Consider the following 23,174-nt stretch of genomic DNA (forward strand, 5'->3'; position numbering starts at 1 on the left):
CTGCATAGGATGTTTTAACTTTAACCGATCGGATGAGATTGTTATGAAAAGAACTTTTCAACCTAGCGTTTTAAAACGCAAACGTGCTCACGGCTTCCGTGCTCGCATGGCAACTGTAAATGGCCGTAAAGTATTAGCACGTCGCCGCGCTAAAGGCCGCAAAGTACTTTCTGCTTAATATATAAGTGGAAGACTTTAGCTTTGGCAGGGAGTTACGTCTGTTAACTCCCTCGCATTACTCTCGCATATTTAATGAACCCGCTCGGGCTGCAACTCCTTTATTTACTCTTTTAGCTAAACCTAATGACCAAGATAAACCTAGGTTAGGACTTACTGTTGCTAAAAAACGTGTAAAAAAGGCATGCCAACGTAACCGTATTAAACGACTCGCTCGCGAAAGTTTTCGTTTAAATCAACACACCATCGATAATATTGATATTGTGCTTATGGTAAAAAATGGTATTGATGAGCAGTCTAACGAAGAAATAACCAAACAACTTACAAAATTGTGGCGCAAAATTAATGAACGCTGCAAACCGGGTGCACCTAAGCCACCACCCTTTAAAAAACGCCCAAACAAATCAGCTAAATCTAATAAACAAACCCGATAGCAATAGAATTGCAGGGTTAATTAGGGTATCTTTAGCTCACCTTTTAATCATGCGTTTAAAATCTTTAATTGAGCTTTTAAATACATGGTATCTATTCACTAAATATTCGCAGGGGCATAAACACCATGAGGTTACTTAAACCACTTGTTGCTATACCAAAGCGTTGTTTAGTGTTATTTATCCGCGGTTATCAAATGTGGATAAGCCCACTACTAGGCCCGCATTGTCGTTTTAATCCAAGCTGCTCCCATTATGCTATTCAAGCAATTAATTTGCATGGATTTGTAAAAGGGAGTTGGTTAGCACTTAAACGCATATTAAAATGCCATCCTTTACATTCAGGCGGAGAAGACCCCGTTCCTGAAAAATTAACCCGTATTAACCACCAACACGAGAAATAAGAGCTGTTATGGAATCGCAACGCACGTTTTTATTAATCGGTTTAATGTTAGTGTCGTTTTTATTATTTCAAGAATGGAATAACGATTACAACACGCCTAAAGCCGATCCAAGTGCCACTACACAAACACTAAACACAACGTCACCAGAGTCTGATGATTATATACCGTCATCGTCAGATTCAGGTTTACCTGCTTCGGCTACTGCTGCTAAGCGCTCAGTTATAGAAATAACAACTGACGTTTTCACAGTAAAAATCGACACCAAAGGCGGTGACATTGTTGAAACAGACTTACTCCAGTACGAAGATACTAAAGGCAGCGATATACCTTATATGCTACTTGGTGAGTTTGAGGGCAAACAATACTTTTCACAAAGCGGTCTAATTGGTTTAAATGGCCCAGATGCATCAGCAAATGGTCGTCCTACTTACCAAGCCACGCAACAAGCTTACACGCTAAATGGTGATGAGTTACGTGTACCGCTTACCTATGTTGATAGTAACGGCGTAAGTTTTACTAAAACATATGTATTCAAAAAAGGTCAGTACGATGTAGACCTAGAGTACACAGTAAACAACACGACAAGTGCGCCAGTACAAGTACAGCTATACACGCAAATTAAGCGTACCGTACAAGAAAAAGGCAGTTTAGTAGATCAAAACTACTTAGGTGCTGCTTACGGTACTGATGAAGAGTCGTACGAAAAATACAGCTTTTCAGATATGGCTGACAAAAACCTAAATAAAAATACCCAAGGCGGTTACGTAGCATTTATTCAGCATTACTTTGTAAGTGCATGGGTACCTAAGCAAGACGAAACACACACGCTTTACAGTTTAATTACTAAAAGTAATGCTGCGATTATTGGTACAAAAGCAGCGCCTGTAAATGTACAAGCCGGCAGTGAGCAAACACTCAGTGCGACCTACTACATGGGCCCTAAAGAGTCTGACTTATTAGAAGCGCTTCATCCAGATTTAGACCTTACTGTAGATTACGGTTGGTTATGGTTTATTTCGCAGCCTTTATTTGTACTTCTTAAATGGTTACACAGCATTTTAGGTAACTGGGGTGTTGCTATTATTGCCATCACAATTATCGTCAAAACGTTAATGTACCCGCTTACTAAAGCGCAATATACATCAATGGCTAAAATGCGTGCCCTTCAGCCTAAAATGGCTGCCCTTAAAGAAAAATATGGTGATGACCGTCAAAAGTTCGGCCAAGCTACTATGGAAATGTACCGCAAAGAAAAAGTTAACCCTATGGGTGGCTGTTTCCCTATTTTGCTACAAATGCCTATTTTCTTAGCGCTATTTTACGTATTCTTAGAATCGACAGAACTACGTCATGCTGAATTTGTACTTTGGCTAACTGACCTTTCAACAAAAGACCCATACTACGTGTTACCAATATTGTTTGGTGCAAGTATGTTTGTAACGCAAAAGCTACAACCAATGACGGTTACCGATCCAATGCAGCAAAAAATGATGACCTTTATGCCGGTTATCTTCTCTGTATTCTTCTTATGGTTCCCATCTGGTTTAGTACTTTACTGGTTAGTGTCTAACTTAATTTCTATTGTCCAGATGCTTATCATCTACCGTGGCATGGAAAAGAAAGGAATAAAAGTAAGAGGCTAATTGCCTATACCCAAGCCACATCAAGATGGTTTGGGTATATTACTTATATAAAGGCGACTTAGGTCGCCTTTTTTATTGCCTGTTTTTTATAACTGCGATTCGCTACAAATAAATGCATAGGTTACAATAGCGCCATTAAAGTTACTCTCGTTGGCAAATTAATAGCATGATCAATCAAGACACAATTGCAGCACAAGCTACCGCTCCTGGGCGTGGTGGCGTAGGTATAATTCGAGTTTCTGGCAGCCTTGCTAAAAGCGTAGCCGAAAAAATAATAGGTAAAGTACCTAAGCTTCGCTATGCCGACTACGTTCCTTTTAAAAGTTTAAGTGGTGAGCAACTTGACCAAGGTATTGCTATTTATTTTGCAGGGCCAAATTCGTTTACCGGCGAAGACGTACTTGAACTGCAAGGTCACGGCGGCCCCGTTGTACTGGACATGCTATTAAAAGAAATTAGCCAAATAGAGGGCGTTCGTTTAGCAAAGCCTGGTGAGTTTTCTGAGCGCGCTTTTATGAACGACAAGCTTGATTTAACTCAAGCAGAGGCTATAAGCGATTTAATTAATGCAACCTCTGAGCAAGCTGCTAAAAGTGCCCTACAATCGCTACAAGGTGAGTTTTCTAAACATATAGAAACCCTAGTAGAGAAAGTTATTCATTTACGTATGTATGTAGAGGCTGCCATTGACTTCCCTGACGAGGAAATTGACTTTTTATCCGATGGCAAAGTATCGGGTGATTTAGATGCCATCATCAGTCAATTAAACACAGTAACAAGCCAGGCTAAGCAAGGCAGTATTATGCGCGAAGGTATGCGTGTTGTTATTGCTGGGCGCCCTAATGCAGGTAAATCAAGCCTACTTAATGCCCTAGCAGGACGCGAAGCCGCCATAGTAACCGAAATAGCTGGTACTACTCGCGACGTACTACGGGAGCACATCCATATTGATGGCATGCCACTGCATATTATCGATACCGCAGGCCTACGTGAAAGCCCAGACCGTGTTGAACAAATAGGTATAGAGCGCGCGTGGGATGAAATAAACCAAGCTGACCGCGTGTTGTTTATGCTTGATGGCACCGACACCACCGACACCGATCCACACGCTATATGGCCTGAATTTATGGCAAAATTACCGCAAGGTATGGGTGTTACTGTTATCAGAAATAAAGCCGATTTATCGGGCGATGCAGTAGGTATGGATGAAAACCAACAATACCCTGTAATTAGTTTAAGCGCTAAAAATGCACAAGGTATTGAACTTGTTCGCGACCACTTAAAAGCCTGTATTGGCTTTCAGGGCGCAACAGAGGGTGGATTTATGGCACGCCGTCGCCACTTAGATGCACTCGAACATGCGGCCTATCACTTAGATACTGGTAAAACACAGTTAGAAATGCACGTAGCCGGCGAAATATTAGCTGAAGAGCTACGCCTAACGCAGCAGTACTTAAATGAAATAACCGGCGAATTTACCTCAGACGACCTACTAGGCAAAATATTTAGCTCGTTCTGTATTGGTAAATAAGCTCTTAAAGGGGTATGTATAATTTACCCCTTTAGTTAAATAGCTCATAATATTCAGATAAATAGAGAGTCATTATTTCTTTAAATTCATCTAAGCTTGGCTCACCTTGCCCATTTTTTTTCAATAACCACTTCTTTATCTTGTAGCTTATTACAACACCTTCTTCATCACAAAACTGCTCATCATAAACATAAAAGTCTGATGATATCCCCGGTGAGTAAGAAGTACATTCAACAAACCCTTTTTCATGTAAATAATCTGTCATATATATACTGGAAAATATACTGGTAGGTATAGCTATAAAAATACAAAATACAGCCACTTTCACTACTAAGCCTATTATTATTTTCGTTGGCCGTCTATTACACACACCATGCGCAAACATATATGCAAGTATAAGTAAAAGTGGAATAAAGCAAATAAACCCAAAAACTCTTCCTTTTTGTTTCAGAAAATAAACTTTGCCTTCACTTATATCATTTATAGTTTGCTTCATCTTTAAAGCTTCACTAAAAAATAAGTATGCGAGAAAAAGAAATAGTAATGTGAGACTTATAAAAAGAGTAATATAAGTTACTTTTTTTATTAAACTATCTTCTGGTTTAAAAACAGTTTCATACGCTCTCAAAACATGTCTCCAATACTAGGAATTCCAAGTAACCGCTTTATATTGTTAACTTTTTCAATTGGTTGCTTTTCAGGAGAAATAAATGTTCTTCTGCTAATTTTTTTCAATAACTCGCTTTCATGCTTAACTAAATACTGTGCAATTTCCTCAACTAAATAATTAAGCTCTTCTTCTAAGAAAAATGTAGCAGTGATACCTATGACTCCCCCGACAAATACTACAATCAGCAGAGGAACGGCAGCTATAGTAGTACCAACTAAAACTGCACCAGCCGCCAATGTTAAAACAGAAGCTAAAGCTATAGTCAAGTCGACAGCAACTCCACCTACAAAGTGATGCCATGTTAAACGGTCTTCTAACATTTGGTCTATAGAACGAAATAACGGAGAAGCCAATAGGGTAAACACAACCCCCCCTTTCAAAGCACTTTTAGCCGCTTGGTAACCCAAACCGATCGTAAATATCTTTGGATTCTTGGCTAAGTATAAAGTACCTGTTAAATGACTTTTAAGTGATGGCGTAACTTCCATTATTACAGTCGGGGTGCCGGAATAAACTTTAACTTTGTACTTTGATAAAATCCCACTTTTAGCACTTAAATCTCTAGCTAAAATCGATAAGTTTTTAATGTCACCTATAAGTGGAGTTTGAAAAGTTATTTTTTTTACCCAATCGTATATTTCTGTCCAGTTTATAGGCAAATTATTGTTCGCTTCAAATAAATGGCGCATATAATCGGCAATTTCTTGTCTCGTTTTCCCTTTTTTAAGCTTAGAATGTACGTAAAGATCCAAAAAGTCATCACTATTCATCTGTAAATAAGTATAATGCCCTGCATTTTTACCTCACGCTTGGTACTTTCTAAGCGTGCTTTTTGATTTAAAGCTCTATTCGCATAAGCTGACATAATTTCATCTCCATATATATTATTTAAATCCGTTTATAGGAAAAAGTTAAGATCGTTTGTAATCTATAAACCGTATAATAAAACACAAATAAGTTAAAGTAATATAACAATAATAGGCATAACTTATATAATAGCCATACCTAATTACCCTAGAACTCAATTTTGTAATACCCCACCATCAAATTATGCTTCAACGTAGTTTTTACCTAGACAATCTCTGTGTGTAATAATACTCACCGACCCACACGCAGTTTGGCCTGAATTTATGGAAAAATTACCGCAGGTATGGGTGAGACCGTTATCAGAAATAAAGCCAATTTATCGGGCGATGCGGTAGGTATGGATGAAAACCAGCCATCTGCTACGCTAGCATTTGAAGGCCTGTATCGGTAAATAAGTCGCTAAACCAGCATAAAATAACACATGATTTAGGGCACATTGGTGCCCTTTTTTATGCCCGATATAAAAAATTTGAAAGGCTAAAATTAAATAAAAACGCGCCTAATTTTAGCGTTTACAACTCACCTATTTAATCTCTCATAATATAAAAAACACCAGGTAAAGCGTATAATTGGCGCTCTATATAACTAAAAAAAAGTGCTGATATGGCGCTAAACGCTAAGCTTAAGTAGATCATTTTAGCTAAAGTTAGTGAGTTTATTAGTAAAAGTAACCGCTACTATTAACGCCCACGATCCCATTTTTAATTGATTCACCAGCCAAACTCCCTGCCTAACATAAAAAATTAACGGAACTAATTAAAAATATTATCCACAATCGCCTACTTTATGGCTTATAAAACAAAAATAGCGGCGCATTTATACGCTTAAACAGTCACGATCTATATTAAAGTGTGGTTTATTACACTCAATTTCACTTTTTTTAAGGCTGATCAGCTTAAAGAGATCGTTTTTAAAAATAATTTTTTGATCGCTTTTTGAGTTATCAACAAGATTACTATCCACATTATGATCAATCATAGGCTAGCTATATAAATTCATGCGCTGGTGGACTCACGTATAATAAAAAATCAATAACTTAGCTATATTTAGATCGTCTAAAAGCAGTAGTTAAGCAGAACTTTCCCCAACCTTATCAACAACTTGATCAGAAGATTACATTTAAATAGTTTTTGTTAACTCATTTAAATTCAATAGCTTATATATTGAATTTCAACAAAGAGTAAAAACAACTCAAAAATAGTTATACAAAATTACAAAGGTTTTCTTTACTGCAAGCCTAACTCAGTTATCATAGCGGGCAAATAAGTAATGTGTGATCAGTTTAAATATGAGTTCTGTAAATATAATCGTGGGTAGTCAAATGGGATCTGCAGAATATGTAGCAGAACAACTATGTGATGAGTTAAATAACCAAGGTATAAGTGCTGAACTACATGATCAACCTAATTTATCTGATATTGATCAACACAATACAATATGGCTCATATGCACATCGACCTATGGCGCGGGCGATTACCCCGACAACCTTTTACCCTTTATTGAGCAGCTAAATCAGCAAAGTGACTTATCTGCAATTAAATACTCAGTCATTGGCTTAGGTGATACTAGCTACGACACCTATAACCTTGCTGGGCGCAATATAAATAGTTTAATGGCCAGCAAAGGCGCAAAATGCATAGCGCCAAGGCTTGAATTAAATATTCTTGATGAGGCATTACCCGAAGATACCGCGCTTGAGTGGTTAGACTCATGGATAGAGAAAACACAATTAAAGTAATGTGATCGGTTAAAATGAATAAACAAAGTTACCCACAATTTACTAATAATTTAATAGATTTTGTGGATAACCGCTGATCAAACTGCATTTTTAAGCATGCTTATCCATGGGATAAGATCCAATCGATATTGGGCTGTGTATAAATCCCCTTTTTGATCAGAGCTTATTTGCCTGATGATCCGATCATATTAACACCTTTAGATCTGATCTAATTTTATGTTTTAAATGAATAAATAGAGCTTATCAACAGAAAACCCGATCACTAGTAGTAATAGTATTAAAAGATCTCTTTAAAAGATCCTTTATATTATAAGTGATCAGTGACTTAGATCTTGGCCACTGTTTAATCATTTATCTTCTGCTAATTTCTAGGTAGAATACGCTCCCTTTTGAAGTTTACTGGTTTGATTAAGTAGGATCCCATTAATGATTTTTCACGAAAAGTTTGACGTTATCGTAGTAGGTGGTGGACATGCAGGCACTGAAGCCTCATTGGCTGCTGCACGTATGGGGATGAATACCCTGCTGCTAACTCATAATATGGATACACTTGGTCAAATGTCTTGCAACCCTGCAATTGGTGGCATAGGCAAAGGCCATTTGGTTAAAGAAATTGATGCCCTTGGCGGTGCTATGGCACAAGCTATTGATAAAGGCGGTATTCAATTTCGTACCTTAAATTCTTCAAAAGGACCTGCTGTTCGCGCAACTCGAGCACAAGCTGATCGTGCTTTATACAAAGCAGCAATTCAAAACACCTTACAAAACCAAGAAAACCTAAAAATATTTCAGCAATCGTGTGATGATCTTATTGTTGAAAATAACAAAGTTATTGGTGTAGTAACCCAAATGGGATTACGTTTTAGCGCACCAAGCGTTGTATTAACTGTAGGTACTTTCCTTGGTGGACAAATACATATTGGTTTGGAGAATTTTAAAGGTGGACGTGCAGGCGATCCTCCTTCAATTGCACTTGCTGATCGTTTACGTGAATTACCGTTTAGAGTAGACCGTTTAAAAACCGGTACTCCACCACGTATTGATGCCCGTACAGTTGATTTTAGCAAGATGCAAGAACAACCTGGTGATGCACCTACACCGGTATTTTCGTTTATTGGTAAACAAAGCGATCACCCACAGCAAATACCGTGTTATATCACCTACACTAATGAAAAGACCCATGAGGTTATTCGTAACAATTTACATCGCTCGCCTATGTACTCTGGCGTAATTGAAGGCATTGGACCACGTTACTGCCCTTCAATAGAAGATAAAATTGTGCGCTTTGCTGATAAAGACAAACATCAAATATTTGTAGAGCCAGAAGGATTAACTTCTTATGAGCTTTACCCTAACGGTATTTCAACCAGCTTACCGTTTGATGTGCAGTTACAAATTGTGCAGTCGATAGATGGTTTTGAAAACGCACATATTTGTCGTCCTGGTTATGCTATTGAATACGACTTCTTTGACCCACGTGATTTAAAGCAGTCACTAGAAACTAAATTTATAGACGGATTATTCTTTGCAGGCCAAATAAATGGCACTACTGGTTATGAAGAAGCCGGTGCACAAGGTTTAATTGCCGGCATGAACGCCGCTTTACAAGTGCAAGGCAAAGACGCGTGGACTCCACGTCGTGATGAAGCCTATGTAGGCGTACTTATTGACGACTTAGCAACGCTTGGTACAAAAGAACCGTACCGCATGTTTACTAGCCGTGCAGAATACCGTTTATTACTGCGTGAAGATAACGCTGATATTCGCTTAACAGAAAAAGGCCGTGAACTTGGTTTAGTTAACGATGAACGCTGGCAGGCATTTAATGAAAAAATGGAAGTGATCGAAAAAGAGAAACAGCGTATTAAAGAAACCTGGATCCATAAAGATCATGCTGTAGTTGATCAAGTAAACGCCTTATTAAAAACACCGCTTACTCGTGAAGCAAGTTTAGAGGATCTACTTCGCCGTCCAGAAATTCGTTACGACGATTTAATGGCTATTGATGGATTAGGATCTGAGTTTACAAACCAAGCTGCACTTGAACAAGTTGAGATCCACACTAAATACGCAGGTTACATTGCGCGCCAGCAAGATGAGATCAATAAACAACTTCGTCATGAAGAAACCATTTTGCCTAAAGAGTTCGATTACTCAACGGTATCGGGTTTATCAAACGAGGTTGTTGCTAAGTTAACAGATGCGCGTCCAGACACTATTGGCCAAGCTTCTCGTATTTCTGGTATCACCCCAGCGGCGATTTCGCTATTATTAGTGTATCTGAAGAAGCAAGGCTTATTACGCAAAACTGCGTAATGGTAAAGGTAAACTGTGTTACAGCAACAATTAACAACATTGTTAGCGCAAACTGATATTGCGCTAACCGAAAAACAACAACAGCAATTAGTTAAATACGTTGAGTTACTAAACAAATGGAACAAAGCGTATAATTTAACGTCTGTGCGCTTACCAGAAGAAATGATGATTAAGCACATTATGGACAGCTTAGTTGTTGCACCTCATTTACCCGGTCATCATTATATTGATGTAGGCACAGGTCCTGGCTTACCGGGTATTGTGTTAGCTATTGCACTACCTGATACGCAATTTGTGTTGCTTGATAGTTTAGGCAAGCGTGTTCGCTTTTTAATGCAAGTTCAACATGAGCTTGGGCTAAATAATGTCACCCCAGTGCAGTCAAGAGTTGAAGAATATCAACCAAGTGTTAAATTAGATGGCGTACTCAGTCGTGCGTTTGCTTCACTGCAAGATATGGTTGATTGGTGTTCACACTTAATTGATCACTCAGGCAAATTTATTGCACTAAAAGGTGTGTTCCCTAGTGAAGAGCTAGAGTCGCTACCTGAGGGTGTAAAATTTGAAGAGAAAATCTCACTAGTAGTGCCTGAGCTTGATGCACAACGACATTTAATTATTCTTTCTAAAGACTAGGGATCAGAGACATAGTGGCAAAAGTCATCGCATTAGCAAATCAAAAAGGCGGCGTTGGTAAAACAACAACGGCTGTTAATCTCGCTGCATCTATGGCTGCAACGAAGCGTAAAGTGCTGTTAATAGATCTCGACCCCCAAGGTAACGCTACAATGGGTAGCGGTGTAGACAAGTATGGCGATGTAGCCACCATTTACGATTTACTCATTGAAGAAAAGCCAATGGATGAAGTGATAATCACTGAAACCTCGGGTGAGTATCATATGATAGCGGCCAACGGCGATGTGACCGCAGCCGAAGTAAAATTAATGGAATTGTTTGCACGCGAAGTTCGCCTTCGTAATGCGCTTGAAAAAATACAAGATAAATACGAATTTATTTTTATCGACTGCCCGCCTTCACTAAATATGTTAACAGTAAACGCCATGGCTGCTGCTGATTCTATTTTAGTACCAATGCAATGTGAATATTACGCGCTTGAAGGGTTAACCGCATTAATGGACACTATTACGCAACTTGCTAAGTTAGTTAACCCTAACTTACAAATCGAAGGCATTCTTCGTACTATGTACGATCCGCGTAATCGATTAGCAAATGACGTATCAGAACAATTAAAACAACATTTTGGCGATAAAGTATACCGCACCGTAATCCCACGTAATGTGCGTCTTGCCGAGGCACCGAGTTTTGGTGCACCAGCAATGTACTACGACCGCGCATCAAGTGGTGCAAAAGCCTACTTAGCACTTGCGGGCGAAATGCTACGCAGAAAAGAAAAAACAGCGCCGGTAGTCGCCTAACTTTAAGGTAAAAAAATAACATGTCTGCTAAAAAACGAGGTTTAGGCCGAGGACTCGATGCCCTTTTAAGTTCATCAAAACCAGCGCCAAGCTCAAGCAAGGAACAAGACACAGTCAATGTGACTGAAACTGTACAAGCTGTTGCTCAGCCTATTACGAATGAATTGCAAAATTTGCCTATCGAGTTTTTGCATTCAGGAAAATACCAGCCTCGTAAAGATATGTCTGAAGAAGCGCTAGAGGAGCTCGCAAGCTCTATTCGCTCACAAGGCATTATTCAACCAATTGTTGTACGCCCTGTTGCAGAAAATAGCTTTGAAATCATTGCTGGTGAGCGTCGTTGGCGTGCTGCGCAAATAGCAAAACTTGAAAGCGTACCTTGTATTGTAAAAGAAGTGCCAGATGAAGCTGCCGTTGCCATTGCGCTAATAGAAAACATTCAGCGTGAAGATTTAAACGCAATGGAAGAAGCGATTGCGTTAAACCGATTATTAAATGAATTTGAATTAACGCATCAGCAAGTTGCCGATGCAGTGGGTAAATCGCGCACTACCGTGACTAATTTACTACGATTAAACAATTTAAATAGCGATGTTAAAATTTTGTTAGAGCATGGCGACATAGAAATGGGTCACGCACGTTGTTTATTAGCACTTGAAGGTGAAGCGCAATCTGACGCTGCACGATTAGCTGTTGCTAAAGCGCTGACTGTTCGCGAAACAGAAAAATTAGTACGCTCAATTTTAGAGCCGGTAGTCGCGAAAGAGGCACCTGAAAAAGACCCAGATGTTAAGCGTTTAGAGCAAAAATTAGCCGACAACTTAGGGGCTAAAGTAGAAATAAATTACAATGCGAAAGGTAAAGGTAAATTGGTTATTTCTTACACCAACTTAGATGAGCTTGATGGCATTTTAAATCGTATAAATCACAGCAATACCGACCATTAAAATTTTACATGTCCAATAAGAGACATTTGTAGCTATTTTGTGTTACAAAGCGTCTACTCAAGTTGCAAAACTGGTAGGATTAAGTATAATTTCGCCAGTTTTCACACCCTAACAATTAGAACGCCATAAAGGTTAACTAAACGTGACTAATAAGTTAGCAAGACCTTATAGGCTTGCCGCATTTAAATTAATTTGTCTTCAGGGTATCGTAGCACTTGTAGCTGCAGTAATTATTTTTGTTGGTTGGGGAGTTAACGCCAGTACATCAGCACTTGCTGGTAGCAGCGTTGCAATACTTCCTCACCTAGTATTTGCGCTTTATGCATTCAGATATATGGGTGCAAGCAAAGCAAATCAAGCGTATACCTCGTTAAAACGCGGTAACGGATTAAAATTTATGCTAACAATCGTATTGTTTGCACTGATACTCAAGTCAACCACGGTCGTTTTAGTGCCGTTTTTTTGTGTTTATGTATTGGTGCTCTTTAGTGGATTGTTCGCGCCCGTTTTTTTTAAACATTAACTTTGGGATATAACATGGCTGCAGAAGAAGTTACTATATCAAGCCATATCCAGCATCACTTAACAAACGCTAAGATGTGTATGACCGACTCAGGTCTTGCCTTCAACAAAGCGTGTGCAGACAGTGGTTTCTGGACATGGAATATAGATACCCTCGCATGGTCAATCGGACTAGGTCTAATATTTTTATGGATCTTCCGTAGCGCCGCAAAAAAAGCACACACAGGAGTACCTGGTAAATTTCAATGTTTTATTGAAATGATTGTTGAGTTCGTTGGTGACAACGTACGTGACACTTACCATGGTAAAAGCAAATTAATTGCTCCATTAGCCTTAACAATTTTTGTTTGGGTGTTCTTAATGAACTTAATGGATTTAATCCCAGTTGATTTCTTACCTGCATTTGCCGGTTTTGTTGGTGAGCAAGCCTTTGGCATGGACTCACACGACGTTTACATGAAAATTGTACCAACCACAGACATAAACTTAACCGCTGCATTAGCATTGGGTGTGTTTATTCTGATGATTGGTTACTCTATTAAAATTAAAGGGGTTGGTGGCTTCATTAAAGAGCTTACACTTCACCCGTTTAGCTCTAATAGCAAAGTAGCTATGATTTTCTTAATTCCTTGTAATCTATTACTAGAAACAATCGCTTTAGTGTCTAAGCCTTTCTCGTTAGCACTGCGTTTATTTGGTAACTTATACGCTGGTGAATTGATATTCATACTTATCGGCGCAGTTGGTTTAATGCAACTTCCGTTGCACTTTGTTTGGGCTGTATTCCATATCTTAGTAATCGTGTTACAAGCATTCGTATTTATGATGCTAACAATTGTTTACCTAAGCATGGCAAGCTCTGACAATCACTAATTTATACACTTTTTATATTTAACTTTAACAATTGAAACTTTGGAGAAAAAAATGGAACTAGTATTAGGTCTTAAGTACATCGCAGTTGCTTTACTTATCGGCTTCGGTGCAATCGGTACTGCTATCGGCTTCGGTAACATGGGTGGTAAATTCCTAGAAGCATGTGCGCGTCAGCCTGAACTTGCACCTTCATTACAAGTTAAGATGTTCATCCTAGCTGGTCTAATCGATGCGGTAGCAATGATCGGTGTTGGTATCGCAATGGTAATCCTGTTCGTACTTTAATTTTATTTTTTGAACAGCTTACTATTTTAAGGAGGAGCGGTCGTGAACATAACAGCCACTCTTATCGGTGAATTAATTGCGTTTACGGTGTTTGTACTATTTTGTATGAAATATGTATGGCCACCACTTAATGATGCAATTGAGTCTCGCCAGAAGAAAATTGAAGATGGTTTAGCTGCCTCTGATAGAGCCGAAAAAGACTTAGAACTTGCGCAACAAAAAGCTGCTGAGCAGCTTAAAGATGCAAAAGCTCAAGCGGCTGATATCATTGAACAAGCTAAAAAGCGTGCCGTGCTTATTGTTGACGAAGAAACTGTTCGTGGACAAGAAGAGCGTGAAAAAATTATTGCTCAAGGGCACTCTGAAATCGAATCAGAGCGTAACCGTGTAACAGAAGAGCTACGTAAGCAAGTAGCAACTCTGGCAGTGGTTGGCGCAGAAAGAATTTTAGAGCGTGAAATCAATCAAGCCGCACATAGTGACATCGTTGAAAAACTTGTCGCTGAGCTGTAATTAGGAGGGTATGAGCATGTCTGAATTGACTACTATCGCTCGCCCATACGCTAAAGCGGCTTTTGAACTTGCCGTTGAAAAAGGCACGATTGAAAGCTGGAATGACATGTTGTTTTTTGCAGGCGAAGTTGCCAGCAATGAACAAGCATCAGCCATTCTAGCTGGATTGCCTACTGCTACTGCACAAGCTGAGTTATTTATTAACTTATGTGCTGAGCAGCTCAACGAACAAGGTCAGAACCTAGTTAAGGTGATGGCTGAAAATGGACGTTTGATTGCACTGCCTGAGGTTGCTCAGTTATTCGCTGCGTTTAAAGCAGAGTATGACAAAGAAATCGATGTAGATGTGATTTCGGCAACCCCTCTTACTGCAGAGCAGCAAGAGTCATTGGTAGCGACACTTGAAAAACGTTTCGCACGCAAAGTTAAGCTGAATTGTAGTGAAGACGCTACAGTAGTTGGTGGCCTTATTATTAAGGCGGGTGACACTGTAATCGACGGCTCAGTACGCGGTAAATTAAACCGCTTAGCCACAACACTACAATCGTAATTGGGAAAAAGAGCATGCAACTTAATTCCACTGAAATTTCAGATCTGATCAAACAACGTATTGAGCAGTTCGAAGTTGTAAGTGAAGCTCGTAACGAAGGTACTATCGTATCTGTTACTGACGGTATCATCCGCATCCACGGTCTAGCTGACTGTATGCAAGGTGAGATGATTGAGCTTCCAGGCAACCGTTATGCTATCGCACTAAACCTTGAGCGTGACTCAATTGGTGCAGTAGTTATGGGTCCATACGCTGACCTTACTGAAGGCGTAAAAGTATACACAACTGGTCGTATCCTAGAAGTTCCTGTTGGTGCTGGCTTACTTGGCCGTGTTGTAAACACACTAGGTGCTCCTATCGACGGTAAAGGCGCTTTAGATAACGACGGTTTTGAACCTGTAGAAAAAATTGCACCAGGTGTAATCGAGCGTCAATCTGTAGATGAGCCAGTTCAAACTGGTTACAAATCTATCGATGCGATGATTCCAGTTGGTCGTGGTCAGCGTGAGCTTGTAATCGGTGACCGCCAAACAGGTAAAACTGCACTAGCAATCGATGCAATCATCAACCAAAAGAACACAGGCGTTAAGTGTGTGTACGTAGCGGTTGGCCAAAAAGCATCTACTATTGCTAACGTAGTACGTAAATTAGAAGAGCACGGTGCACTTGCAAATACTATCGTAGTTGTAGCATCTGCTTCTGAGTCTGCGGCACTTCAGTACTTAGCACCGTTCTCGGGCTGTACTATGGGTGAATACTTCCGTGACCGTGGTGAAAACGCATTAATCGTATATGATGATTTATCTAAGCAAGCTGTTGCTTACCGTCAAATCTCATTACTACTTAAGCGTCCACCAGGTCGTGAAGCATACCCAGGTGACGTATTCTACCTTCACTCGCGTCTTTTAGAGCGTGCATCGCGTGTAAACGCTGATTACGTTGAAAAGTTCACTAATGGTGAAGTGAAAGGACAAACTGGTTCATTGACGGCATTGCCAATCATTGAAACTCAAGGCGGCGACGTTTCTGCGTTCGTACCGACAAACGTTATCTCTATCACCGATGGTCAGATCTTCTTAGAAACTGACTTATTCAACTCAGGTATCCGTCCGGCAGTAAATGCTGGTATCTCGGTATCGCGTGTTGGTGGTGCTGCACAAACTAAAATCGTTAAGAAACTAGGTGGCGGTATCCGTCTAGCCCTAGCTCAGTACCGTGAATTAGCTGCGTTTTCGCAGTTCGCGTCTGACCTTGATGATGCTACTCGTGCTCAACTTGAGCATGGTGAGCGTGTAACAGAGCTAATGAAGCAGAAACAGTACGCACCAATGTCTGTTGCTGAAATGTCTTTGTCGTTATTTGCAGCTGAGAAAGGTTACTTACAAGACATCGAAATCTCTAAGATTATGGATTTCGAAGCGGCTTTACTTTCTTATGCAAGTAGCACATACGCAGAGCTTGTGGCTCAAATCAATGAAACTGGTAACTACAACGCCGAGATCGAAGCGCAACTTAAAGAACTTCTTGAGAAGTTCAAGTCTACGCAAACTTGGTAATTTAGTTATTAATGGTGCGCTTTAGTTTACTAAAGCACACCTTGATTCGGAGAGAGAGTCATGGCCAGCGGAAAAGAGATTAAAAGCAAGATCGGGAGTATTAAAAATACTCAAAAGATCACTAGCGCAATGGAAATGGTTGCTGCGTCTAAAATGAAAAAGGCGCAAGAACGAGTGGCTTCAAGCCGTCCATACGCTGACAAATTACGCAAAGTAATTGGTCGTGTTGCTCAAGCAAATCTTGATTTTACTCACCCGTTCTTAGAAGAGCGTGAAGTAAAACGAGTTGGTTATATTGTTATCTCTACTGACCGTGGTCTATGTGGCGGCTTAAACTCAAACGAGTTTAAAAAAGTTGCATTAGACATTAAAGCGTGGAAAGAAAAAGGCGTAGACGCTGATTTTGCAACTTTAGGTAGCAAAGCGGCTAGCTTCTTTCAACGTTTTGGCGGTCAAGTGCTTGCTAAAAAAGCAGGCCTTGGAGATAAGCCTTCAGTACAAGACGTAATTGGTCCTGTAAAAATTATGCTAGATGCATTTTCTGAAGGTAAAATTGACCGTTTATTCCTGGTATATAACAACTTTGTTAATACCATGAAGCAAGAGCCAACAGTAGATCAGTTACTCCCTTTGCCAAAAGCTGAAGAAGAAGTATCTGCCCACACATGGGATTACTTATACGAGCCAGGCCCAGACGCTATATTAGAGTCTTTGCTTGTACGCTTTGTTGAGTCTCAAGTGTACCAAGGTGTGGTTGAGAACGCTGCCTCTGAACAGGCTGCCCGTATGGTTGCAATGAAAGCTGCAACAGATAATGCCGGCGACCTTATGGATGAGTTACAGCTTGTTTATAACAAGGCCCGCCAAGCAGCAATCACACAAGAAATTAGTGAGATTGTTTCTGGTTCAGCCGCAGTTTAATGCTTCAGGCAAAGATTAACGAGAGGAATAGACATGAGTTTAGGTAAGGTCGTCCAAATTATCGGTGCCGTTGTAGATATTGAGTTTTCTCAAGACAACGTGCCAGCCGTATATGACGCACTAAAAGTAACAGATGGCGATTTAGCTGGTTTGACTTTAGAAGTTCAACAACAGCTAGGTGGCGGTGTTGTTCGTACTATCGCACTAGGTACTACTGACGGTTTACGTCGTGGCGCAGCGGTAGAAAATACAGGTGAAGCGATTCAAGTTCCAGTTGGTAAAGCAACGCTTGGTCGTATCATGAACGTACTTGGTGAGCCAATTGATGAAGCTGGCCCAATCGGCGAAGAAGACCGTATGTCTATTCACCGGGCAGCGCCTTCATACGAAGAGCAATCAAGTTCAGTAGAACTTTTAGAAACTGGTATCAAGGTAATCGACCTTGTATGTCCATTCGCTAAAGGTGGTAAAGTTGGTTTATTCGGTGGTGCCGGTGTAGGTAAAACCGTAAACATGATGGAACTTATCCGTAACATCGCAATCGAGCACAGCGGCTACTCAGTATTCGCAGGTGTTGGTGAGCGTACTCGTGAGGGTAACGATTTCTACCATGAGATGAACGATTCAAACGTACTTGATAAAGTATCGCTTGTATACGGTCAGATGAACGAGCCTCCAGGTAACCGTTTACGCGTAGCGTTAACAGGTCTTACTATGGCTGAAAAGTTCCGTGACGAAGGTCGCGACGTACTTTTCTTCGTAGATAACATCTACCGTTACACGCTTGCTGGTACAGAAGTATCTGCACTACTTGGTCGTATGCCATCAGCGGTAGGTTACCAGCCTACACTAGCTGAAGAGATGGGTGTGCTTCAAGAGCGTATCGCTTCAACGAAGACAGGTTCAATTACATCAATCCAAGCGGTATACGTACCTGCGGATGATTTAACGGATCCATCTCCAGCAACTACCTTTGCTCACTTAGATGCAACAGTAGTACTTTCACGTGATATCGCATCACTTGGTATTTACCCAGCGGTAGACCCACTTGATTCATCTTCACGTCAACTTGACCCATTAGTAATTGGTCAAGATCACTACGATACAGCACGTGGCGTTCAAACAGTTCTTCAGCGTTACAAAGAACTTAAAGACATCATTGCAATCTTAGGTATGGACGAGCTTTCTGACGAAGATAAGCAACTTGTATCTCGTGCACGTAAAATCCAGCGTTTCCTATCTCAGCCGTTCTTCGTGGCAGAGGTATTTACAGGTGCGCCAGGTAAATACGTATCACTAAAAGACACAATTGCTGGCTTTAAAGGTATTCTAAGCGGTGAATTTGATGACCTTCCAGAACAAGCGTTCTACATGGTTGGTTCTATCGAAGAAGCTCAAGAAAAAGCTAAAAGCATGTAATTAGGAGGGTAGTATGGCAGCTATGACTGTACACCTTGACGTAGTAAGCGCAGAGCAGAGCTTGTTCTCTGGTCTAGTTGAATCGATTCAAGTATCTGGTAGTGAAGGTGAGCTAGGTGTTAATGCCGGTCACGCCCCACTACTAACTGCCCTTAAACCTGGTATGGTACGTTTAGTTAAGCAACATGGTGAAGAAGAACTGATCTATATTGCTGGCGGTACACTAGAAGTTCAACCGAACATAGTAACCGTACTTGCAGATACAGCTGTTCGTGGTGAAGACCTTGACGAACAAGCGGCAGAGCAAGCTAAACGTGACGCAGAAAGCCAAATGGCTAATGCGTCAGCTGCTGAGTTTGATTATCAACAAGCAGCGATGCAATTAGCAGAAGCTATTGCACAACTTCGCGTAATTCAGCAATTACGTAAAAAGTAAGCCTATCCGGTTTTAAAAAGCCCACATTATGTGGGCTTTTTTGTGCCTGTAATTTGGCTTTACACTTATATCGGTTGGCAAAGCTGGTTACAATAAGTGTAATTATTATGAACAGTTTGTTTATCATAGATTCAGTCATTATTTTTTATTATATGACTGAGTATGTATACATGGAGTGACATGCGTAATCTGACAAACTCACTTTCATTAACTCATCAATAAAACAACGGAAAAAGGAAATTGTTTTAATGGCTCTAACAACAGTAATTCTTGCTGCGGGTAAAGGTACTCGTATGCGCTCTGCTTTACCAAAAGTACTGCACAAAGTGGCAGGTAAACCTATGGTGCAGCATGTAATAGATAATACAAAAGCACTGGGTGCAACCACCACTAATTTAGTTTACGGACACGGCGGCGAACTATTACAACAACAACTTGCCGATAACGATGTAAATTGGGTACTGCAAGCAGAACAACTTGGTACCGGCCATGCCGTTGCACAAGCAAACCCTCATATTAACGATGACGATACCGTATTAGTTTTATACGGTGATGTTCCGCTAACAAAGCAATCAACGCTTGAGCGCTTATTAGCTGCAACACCTAATAATGGTTTAGCGGTATTAACCGTTAATTTGGTTAACCCAAATGGCTATGGCCGTATGCTGCGCGAAAATGGCAAGCTTGTTGGTATTGTTGAGCAAAAAGACGCAAGTGCAGAACAGTTACTTATTAGCGAAGTAAATACCGGCATTATGGCAGTTAACGGCAAGCTTTTAAAAACATGGTTAGGCAATCTATCTAATAACAATGCACAAGGCGAGTACTACCTTACCGATATCGTTGCGATGGCACACAGTGAAGGTGTAGAAATTACTTCGGCGCAGCCAGATCATGCAATGGAAGTTGAAGGCGCAAACAACCGCGTACAACTTGCAGGCCTTGAGCGAGCTTATCAAGCGTGGCAAGCAGAAGAGCTAATGTTAAATGGTGCCACCCTCGCCGACCCAGCCCGTATAGATGTTCGTGGCAACGTTAAAACAGGCGAAGACGTATTAATTGATATAAACGTTATTTTTGAAGGCAATGTTATTCTTGGTAATAATGTACAAATTGGCCCTAACTGCGTACTTAAAAACTGTACCATAGGCGACAACGTTGTAATAAAAGCAAATACCCTAATTGAAAATGCAAGCGTAGCTGCTCAATGTACGCTAGGCCCATACGCCCGCTTACGCCCAGGTGCGGTAATGGAAGAAGACTCGCACATTGGTAACTTTGTAGAGATGAAAAAAACCCGCTTAGGTAAGGGTTCTAAAGCAAACCACTTAAGTTACTTAGGCGATGCTGAAATTGGCGAAAAAGTGAATATAGGCGCAGGTACAATTACCTGTAACTACGATGGAGTTAATAAAGCAAAAACCATTATTGGTGATAACGCCTTTATTGGTTCAAATTCATCACTTGTTGCTCCTGTAAATATTGGTGCAACAGCAACAATAGGTGCAGGCTCTGTGATCACCAGTACCGTTGAAGATGAACAGCTTGCAATAGCACGCTCTAAACAGCGTAATTTAACCGGCTGGAAACGACCAGTTAAAAAATAGTAACGATCATTACTTATTAAATATTTAAAGCGAGTTTAACACTCGCTTTTTTATCGCCGAAATCTAATGAAAATAAAAGTGCCATAACTTTGTCATACCGGTGTGTTGATATTTACCAAATACCACACTAAGGAAAATAACAATGTTAAAAAGGTCACTTATAGCACTTTCACTCATATCAATATTAACAGGTTGCTCACTAGATGGAGATGACGGCCAAGACGGCACGCAAGGTATCCAAGGGGAGCAAGGTACTGCGGGTCAAAATGGGACTAACGGCACCAATGCAAACTCTGCGTTAAATATAAGTTTAATAGGCCGCGCTGTACTTAATGCCCAAAGCCCTGAAGGCGCGGCTGAAATAGTTGCATATCAAGCATCTAAAAAGTGGATTTACGCTATTAATAGCTCTGGTGATGAAGCTGTAGTGAACATTATACCCGCCGACACCTTTGATACTGCTGCACTCGTTCAAGATAACGAAGGAACAGTGAATGCAACTAACCTTACATCAACCATTACCCTTACTTTAAATGACAACACCCCAGGCGATGCCAACAGCATAGCAATAGATGAAAATAACCAATTATTGGCTGTTGCAATGGCTGCTAAAACCGTGGGCGAAGCAGGTCAAATAGCGTTTTATAATATTAGCGGCGATACACCGGTGTTTATTAAAAATGTAACGGCCGGTTTTTTACCTGACATGGTGACCTTTAGTCATAATGGGGGAAAAGTCGTTGTTGCTAATGAAGGCGAACCTAATGGCGATTACAGTATCGACCCTGAGGGCTCTATCAGTGTTATTAATATTGAAAATGGCGTAATTGCCGATACGGCCACCAATATTGATTTTACTGCATATAACAATCAACAAACCGAGCTTGAAGACAAAGGGCTAGTTTTTGCCAACCCCACAGGGCGAACAATTAATGGAAATGAAATAAATACAACAGTTGCTATGGACCTAGAGCCTGAGTACGTCAGCATTTCTAAAGATAACAAATATGCCTATATATCAATTCAAGAAAATAACGCACTAGCTATCGTTAATTTAGAAGATAACTCTCTTGAACTAAAAGGGTTAGGATTTAAAGATTGGTCAGATTTACAAATAGACGCATCAGATAAAGACGGCGGTGTTAATTTTAAATCGTACCCAGGGCTTTATGGTATGTATCAGCCAGATACAATCTCAAGCTTTAGCTGGAAAGGCGCAAACTTTATAGTGTCGGCAAATGAAGGTGATGCACGTGAATATTTCTTTGATACAGCAGGCGAGGCAGACTGCATAGCAAAAGGTGGTCTAGATTACGATGAAGATGATGGCTGTCTTGCCTATATAGATGAAAGCCGTGTTGAAGGTTTAACGCTTGCAGCTAATTTTGATTACTTAAATAACGACGATGACGATATAGGCCGCTTGAAGGTAAGCACTGTAAAAGGTGATACGAATGACGACGGTCAATACGAATCGCTTTATGCCTATGGTGCACGCTCATTTACTATTTGGGACAGTAATGGGCTGGTGGTATTTGACTCAGGCGACGACATAGGCCGTATAACTGCATCTGTACATGGCGAAGCCTTTAATAACAATGAAGATGAAAACGAAGGTGACACACGCTCAGATGATAAAGGCGCAGAACCGGAAGCGCTAACAATAGGTACGATAGACGAACGCACTTTTGCCTTTATAGGTCTTGAGCGCATGGGCGGGATTATGGTTTACGATATTACCAACCCTCACGATGTGCAATTTGAAGATTACTTTTATAACCGTGGTGTAATAGAAGGGGCAGATATAACCGGCGACCTTGCACCCGAAGGCATGGTGTTTGTAACTGCCGAACAAAGTGCGACAGGCGAGCCACTGCTTATAATCGGTAATGAGATCTCAGGTTCTATAGCTGTATGGCAAATTGCAGCAAATTAAAACCAACAAAGCAGTACAGCGATTACTAAATGTACTGCTTTTTCTAACGCGCAAATATTAGCTGTAAAATAGCGACTTAACATGCGCGTTTTTTAATCTAAAATCAGCCCGTAGGCCTTTATTTGTATGCGTTTCATACTAAATTCATTTATTTGTCAAAAAGCTGAAATAAAACATTGACCCCCGCTCGAATCTCCCTATAATGCGACCCCACTGAGACGGGAAACGCTGAAGCATAGCAAGGCACAACGGCTCAGAGAGTTAAGTAAAACTTAGGTTTTAAATCATCGCAAGAAAGTTTAAAATTAAGTGTTGACTCGAAAAATAAAGGATGTATTATACGCATCCCTAGCGACAACGTCGCAACGTTCTTTAACAATATAAAGCAATCATCTG

23 protein-coding genes are annotated in these 23,174 nt (G+C 40.4%); 21 read left to right on the plus strand and 2 right to left on the minus strand.

From position 1 onward, the window contains the following. Positions 1-43 precede the first annotated feature (43 nt). From rpmH to mnmE, 5 genes are all read left to right on the plus strand, one after another. On the plus strand, positions 44-178 hold the full coding sequence (gene rpmH / locus AN393_RS15220; RefSeq protein ID WP_004335215.1) for a 50S ribosomal protein L34: 135 nt from the start codon (positions 44-46) through the stop codon (positions 176-178). A gap of 7 nt (positions 179-185) precedes the next feature. Continuing rightward, positions 186-611: a ribonuclease P protein component gene (gene rnpA / locus AN393_RS15225; protein ID WP_082422755.1), complete on the plus strand. Its 426-nt coding sequence runs from the start codon at positions 186-188 to the stop codon at positions 609-611. Positions 612-736: 125 nt separating this feature from the next. After that, positions 737-1,012, plus strand: a complete 276-nt coding sequence (yidD, locus tag AN393_RS15230; protein WP_004588061.1) for a membrane protein insertion efficiency factor YidD — start codon at positions 737-739, stop codon at positions 1,010-1,012. 8 nt (positions 1,013-1,020) lie between these two features. Further along, positions 1,021-2,655: a membrane protein insertase YidC gene (gene yidC, locus AN393_RS15235; RefSeq protein ID WP_055016207.1), complete on the plus strand. Its 1,635-nt coding sequence runs from the start codon at positions 1,021-1,023 to the stop codon at positions 2,653-2,655. 166 nt (positions 2,656-2,821) lie between these two features. After that, complete coding sequence (gene mnmE / locus AN393_RS15240) at positions 2,822-4,186, plus strand: tRNA uridine-5-carboxymethylaminomethyl(34) synthesis GTPase MnmE (RefSeq protein ID WP_055018543.1); 1,365 nt, start codon at positions 2,822-2,824, stop codon at positions 4,184-4,186. Positions 4,187-4,217: 31 nt separating this feature from the next. On the opposite strand, the gene AN393_RS15245 is transcribed toward mnmE, so the two are convergent. Then, positions 4,218-4,814, minus strand: coding sequence for a DUF1240 domain-containing protein (locus tag AN393_RS15245; RefSeq protein WP_055016209.1), 597 nt, complete (start codon positions 4,812-4,814; stop codon positions 4,218-4,220). Continuing rightward, positions 4,811-5,626: a hypothetical protein gene (locus AN393_RS15250; RefSeq protein WP_055018544.1), complete on the minus strand. Its 816-nt coding sequence runs from the start codon at positions 5,624-5,626 to the stop codon at positions 4,811-4,813. The genes AN393_RS15245 and AN393_RS15250 overlap by 4 nt, the downstream gene beginning before the upstream one ends. Positions 5,627-7,011: 1,385 nt before the next feature. On the opposite strand from AN393_RS15250, the gene mioC reads away from it, so the two are divergent. From mioC to AN393_RS15330, 16 genes are all read left to right on the plus strand, one after another. Next, a complete protein-coding gene (mioC, locus tag AN393_RS15255) occupies positions 7,012-7,461 on the plus strand; it encodes an FMN-binding protein MioC (RefSeq protein ID WP_055016211.1) in 450 nt (149 codons plus the stop codon). A gap of 426 nt (positions 7,462-7,887) precedes the next feature. Beyond that, positions 7,888-9,777 (plus strand): tRNA uridine-5-carboxymethylaminomethyl(34) synthesis enzyme MnmG, encoded by a 1,890-nt coding sequence (gene mnmG, locus AN393_RS15260; RefSeq protein ID WP_055016212.1) that lies wholly within the window; start codon positions 7,888-7,890, stop codon positions 9,775-9,777. A gap of 15 nt (positions 9,778-9,792) precedes the next feature. Then, positions 9,793-10,413, plus strand: coding sequence for a 16S rRNA (guanine(527)-N(7))-methyltransferase RsmG (gene rsmG / locus AN393_RS15265; protein WP_055018545.1), 621 nt, complete (start codon positions 9,793-9,795; stop codon positions 10,411-10,413). A gap of 14 nt (positions 10,414-10,427) precedes the next feature. Further along, positions 10,428-11,213: a ParA family protein gene (locus AN393_RS15270; RefSeq protein ID WP_004588067.1), complete on the plus strand. Its 786-nt coding sequence runs from the start codon at positions 10,428-10,430 to the stop codon at positions 11,211-11,213. A 20-nt stretch (positions 11,214-11,233) separates the two neighbouring features. Then, on the plus strand, positions 11,234-12,160 hold the full coding sequence (locus AN393_RS15275) for a ParB/RepB/Spo0J family partition protein (protein ID WP_055016214.1): 927 nt from the start codon (positions 11,234-11,236) through the stop codon (positions 12,158-12,160). Between the two features lie 142 nt (positions 12,161-12,302). Continuing rightward, positions 12,303-12,683, plus strand: coding sequence for an ATP synthase subunit I (locus AN393_RS15280; protein ID WP_055016215.1), 381 nt, complete (start codon positions 12,303-12,305; stop codon positions 12,681-12,683). Positions 12,684-12,697: 14 nt separating this feature from the next. Then, positions 12,698-13,555, plus strand: a complete 858-nt coding sequence (gene atpB, locus AN393_RS15285) for a F0F1 ATP synthase subunit A (RefSeq protein ID WP_055016216.1) — start codon at positions 12,698-12,700, stop codon at positions 13,553-13,555. 51 nt (positions 13,556-13,606) lie between these two features. Then, positions 13,607-13,840, plus strand: coding sequence for a F0F1 ATP synthase subunit C (atpE, locus tag AN393_RS15290; RefSeq protein ID WP_004588071.1), 234 nt, complete (start codon positions 13,607-13,609; stop codon positions 13,838-13,840). A 42-nt stretch (positions 13,841-13,882) separates the two neighbouring features. Continuing rightward, the gene (gene atpF / locus AN393_RS15295) at positions 13,883-14,353 is read left to right on the plus strand and encodes a F0F1 ATP synthase subunit B (RefSeq protein WP_004588072.1); all 471 of its coding nucleotides are present in this window, start codon (positions 13,883-13,885) and stop codon (positions 14,351-14,353) included. Positions 14,354-14,369: 16 nt separating this feature from the next. Further along, complete coding sequence (atpH, locus tag AN393_RS15300; RefSeq protein ID WP_055018546.1) at positions 14,370-14,903, plus strand: F0F1 ATP synthase subunit delta; 534 nt, start codon at positions 14,370-14,372, stop codon at positions 14,901-14,903. Positions 14,904-14,917: 14 nt separating this feature from the next. After that, positions 14,918-16,459, plus strand: a complete 1,542-nt coding sequence (atpA, locus tag AN393_RS15305) for a F0F1 ATP synthase subunit alpha (RefSeq protein WP_055016218.1) — start codon at positions 14,918-14,920, stop codon at positions 16,457-16,459. 60 nt (positions 16,460-16,519) lie between these two features. Beyond that, on the plus strand, positions 16,520-17,380 hold the full coding sequence (atpG, locus tag AN393_RS15310) for a F0F1 ATP synthase subunit gamma (RefSeq protein WP_055016219.1): 861 nt from the start codon (positions 16,520-16,522) through the stop codon (positions 17,378-17,380). Between the two features lie 33 nt (positions 17,381-17,413). Beyond that, positions 17,414-18,799, plus strand: a complete 1,386-nt coding sequence (atpD, locus tag AN393_RS15315) for a F0F1 ATP synthase subunit beta (protein ID WP_055016220.1) — start codon at positions 17,414-17,416, stop codon at positions 18,797-18,799. Between the two features lie 13 nt (positions 18,800-18,812). Then, a complete protein-coding gene (locus tag AN393_RS15320; RefSeq protein WP_055016221.1) occupies positions 18,813-19,235 on the plus strand; it encodes a F0F1 ATP synthase subunit epsilon in 423 nt (140 codons plus the stop codon). Between the two features lie 248 nt (positions 19,236-19,483). Beyond that, positions 19,484-20,842, plus strand: a complete 1,359-nt coding sequence (glmU, locus tag AN393_RS15325) for a bifunctional UDP-N-acetylglucosamine diphosphorylase/glucosamine-1-phosphate N-acetyltransferase GlmU (RefSeq protein ID WP_055018547.1) — start codon at positions 19,484-19,486, stop codon at positions 20,840-20,842. Positions 20,843-20,984: 142 nt separating this feature from the next. After that, the gene (locus AN393_RS15330; protein ID WP_055018548.1) at positions 20,985-22,778 is read left to right on the plus strand and encodes a choice-of-anchor I family protein; all 1,794 of its coding nucleotides are present in this window, start codon (positions 20,985-20,987) and stop codon (positions 22,776-22,778) included. The last annotated feature ends 396 nt before the right edge of the window (positions 22,779-23,174 follow it).

The organism is Pseudoalteromonas sp. P1-25 (genome assembly GCF_001401805.1).
Lineage (GTDB): Bacteria > Pseudomonadota > Gammaproteobacteria > Enterobacterales > Alteromonadaceae > Pseudoalteromonas.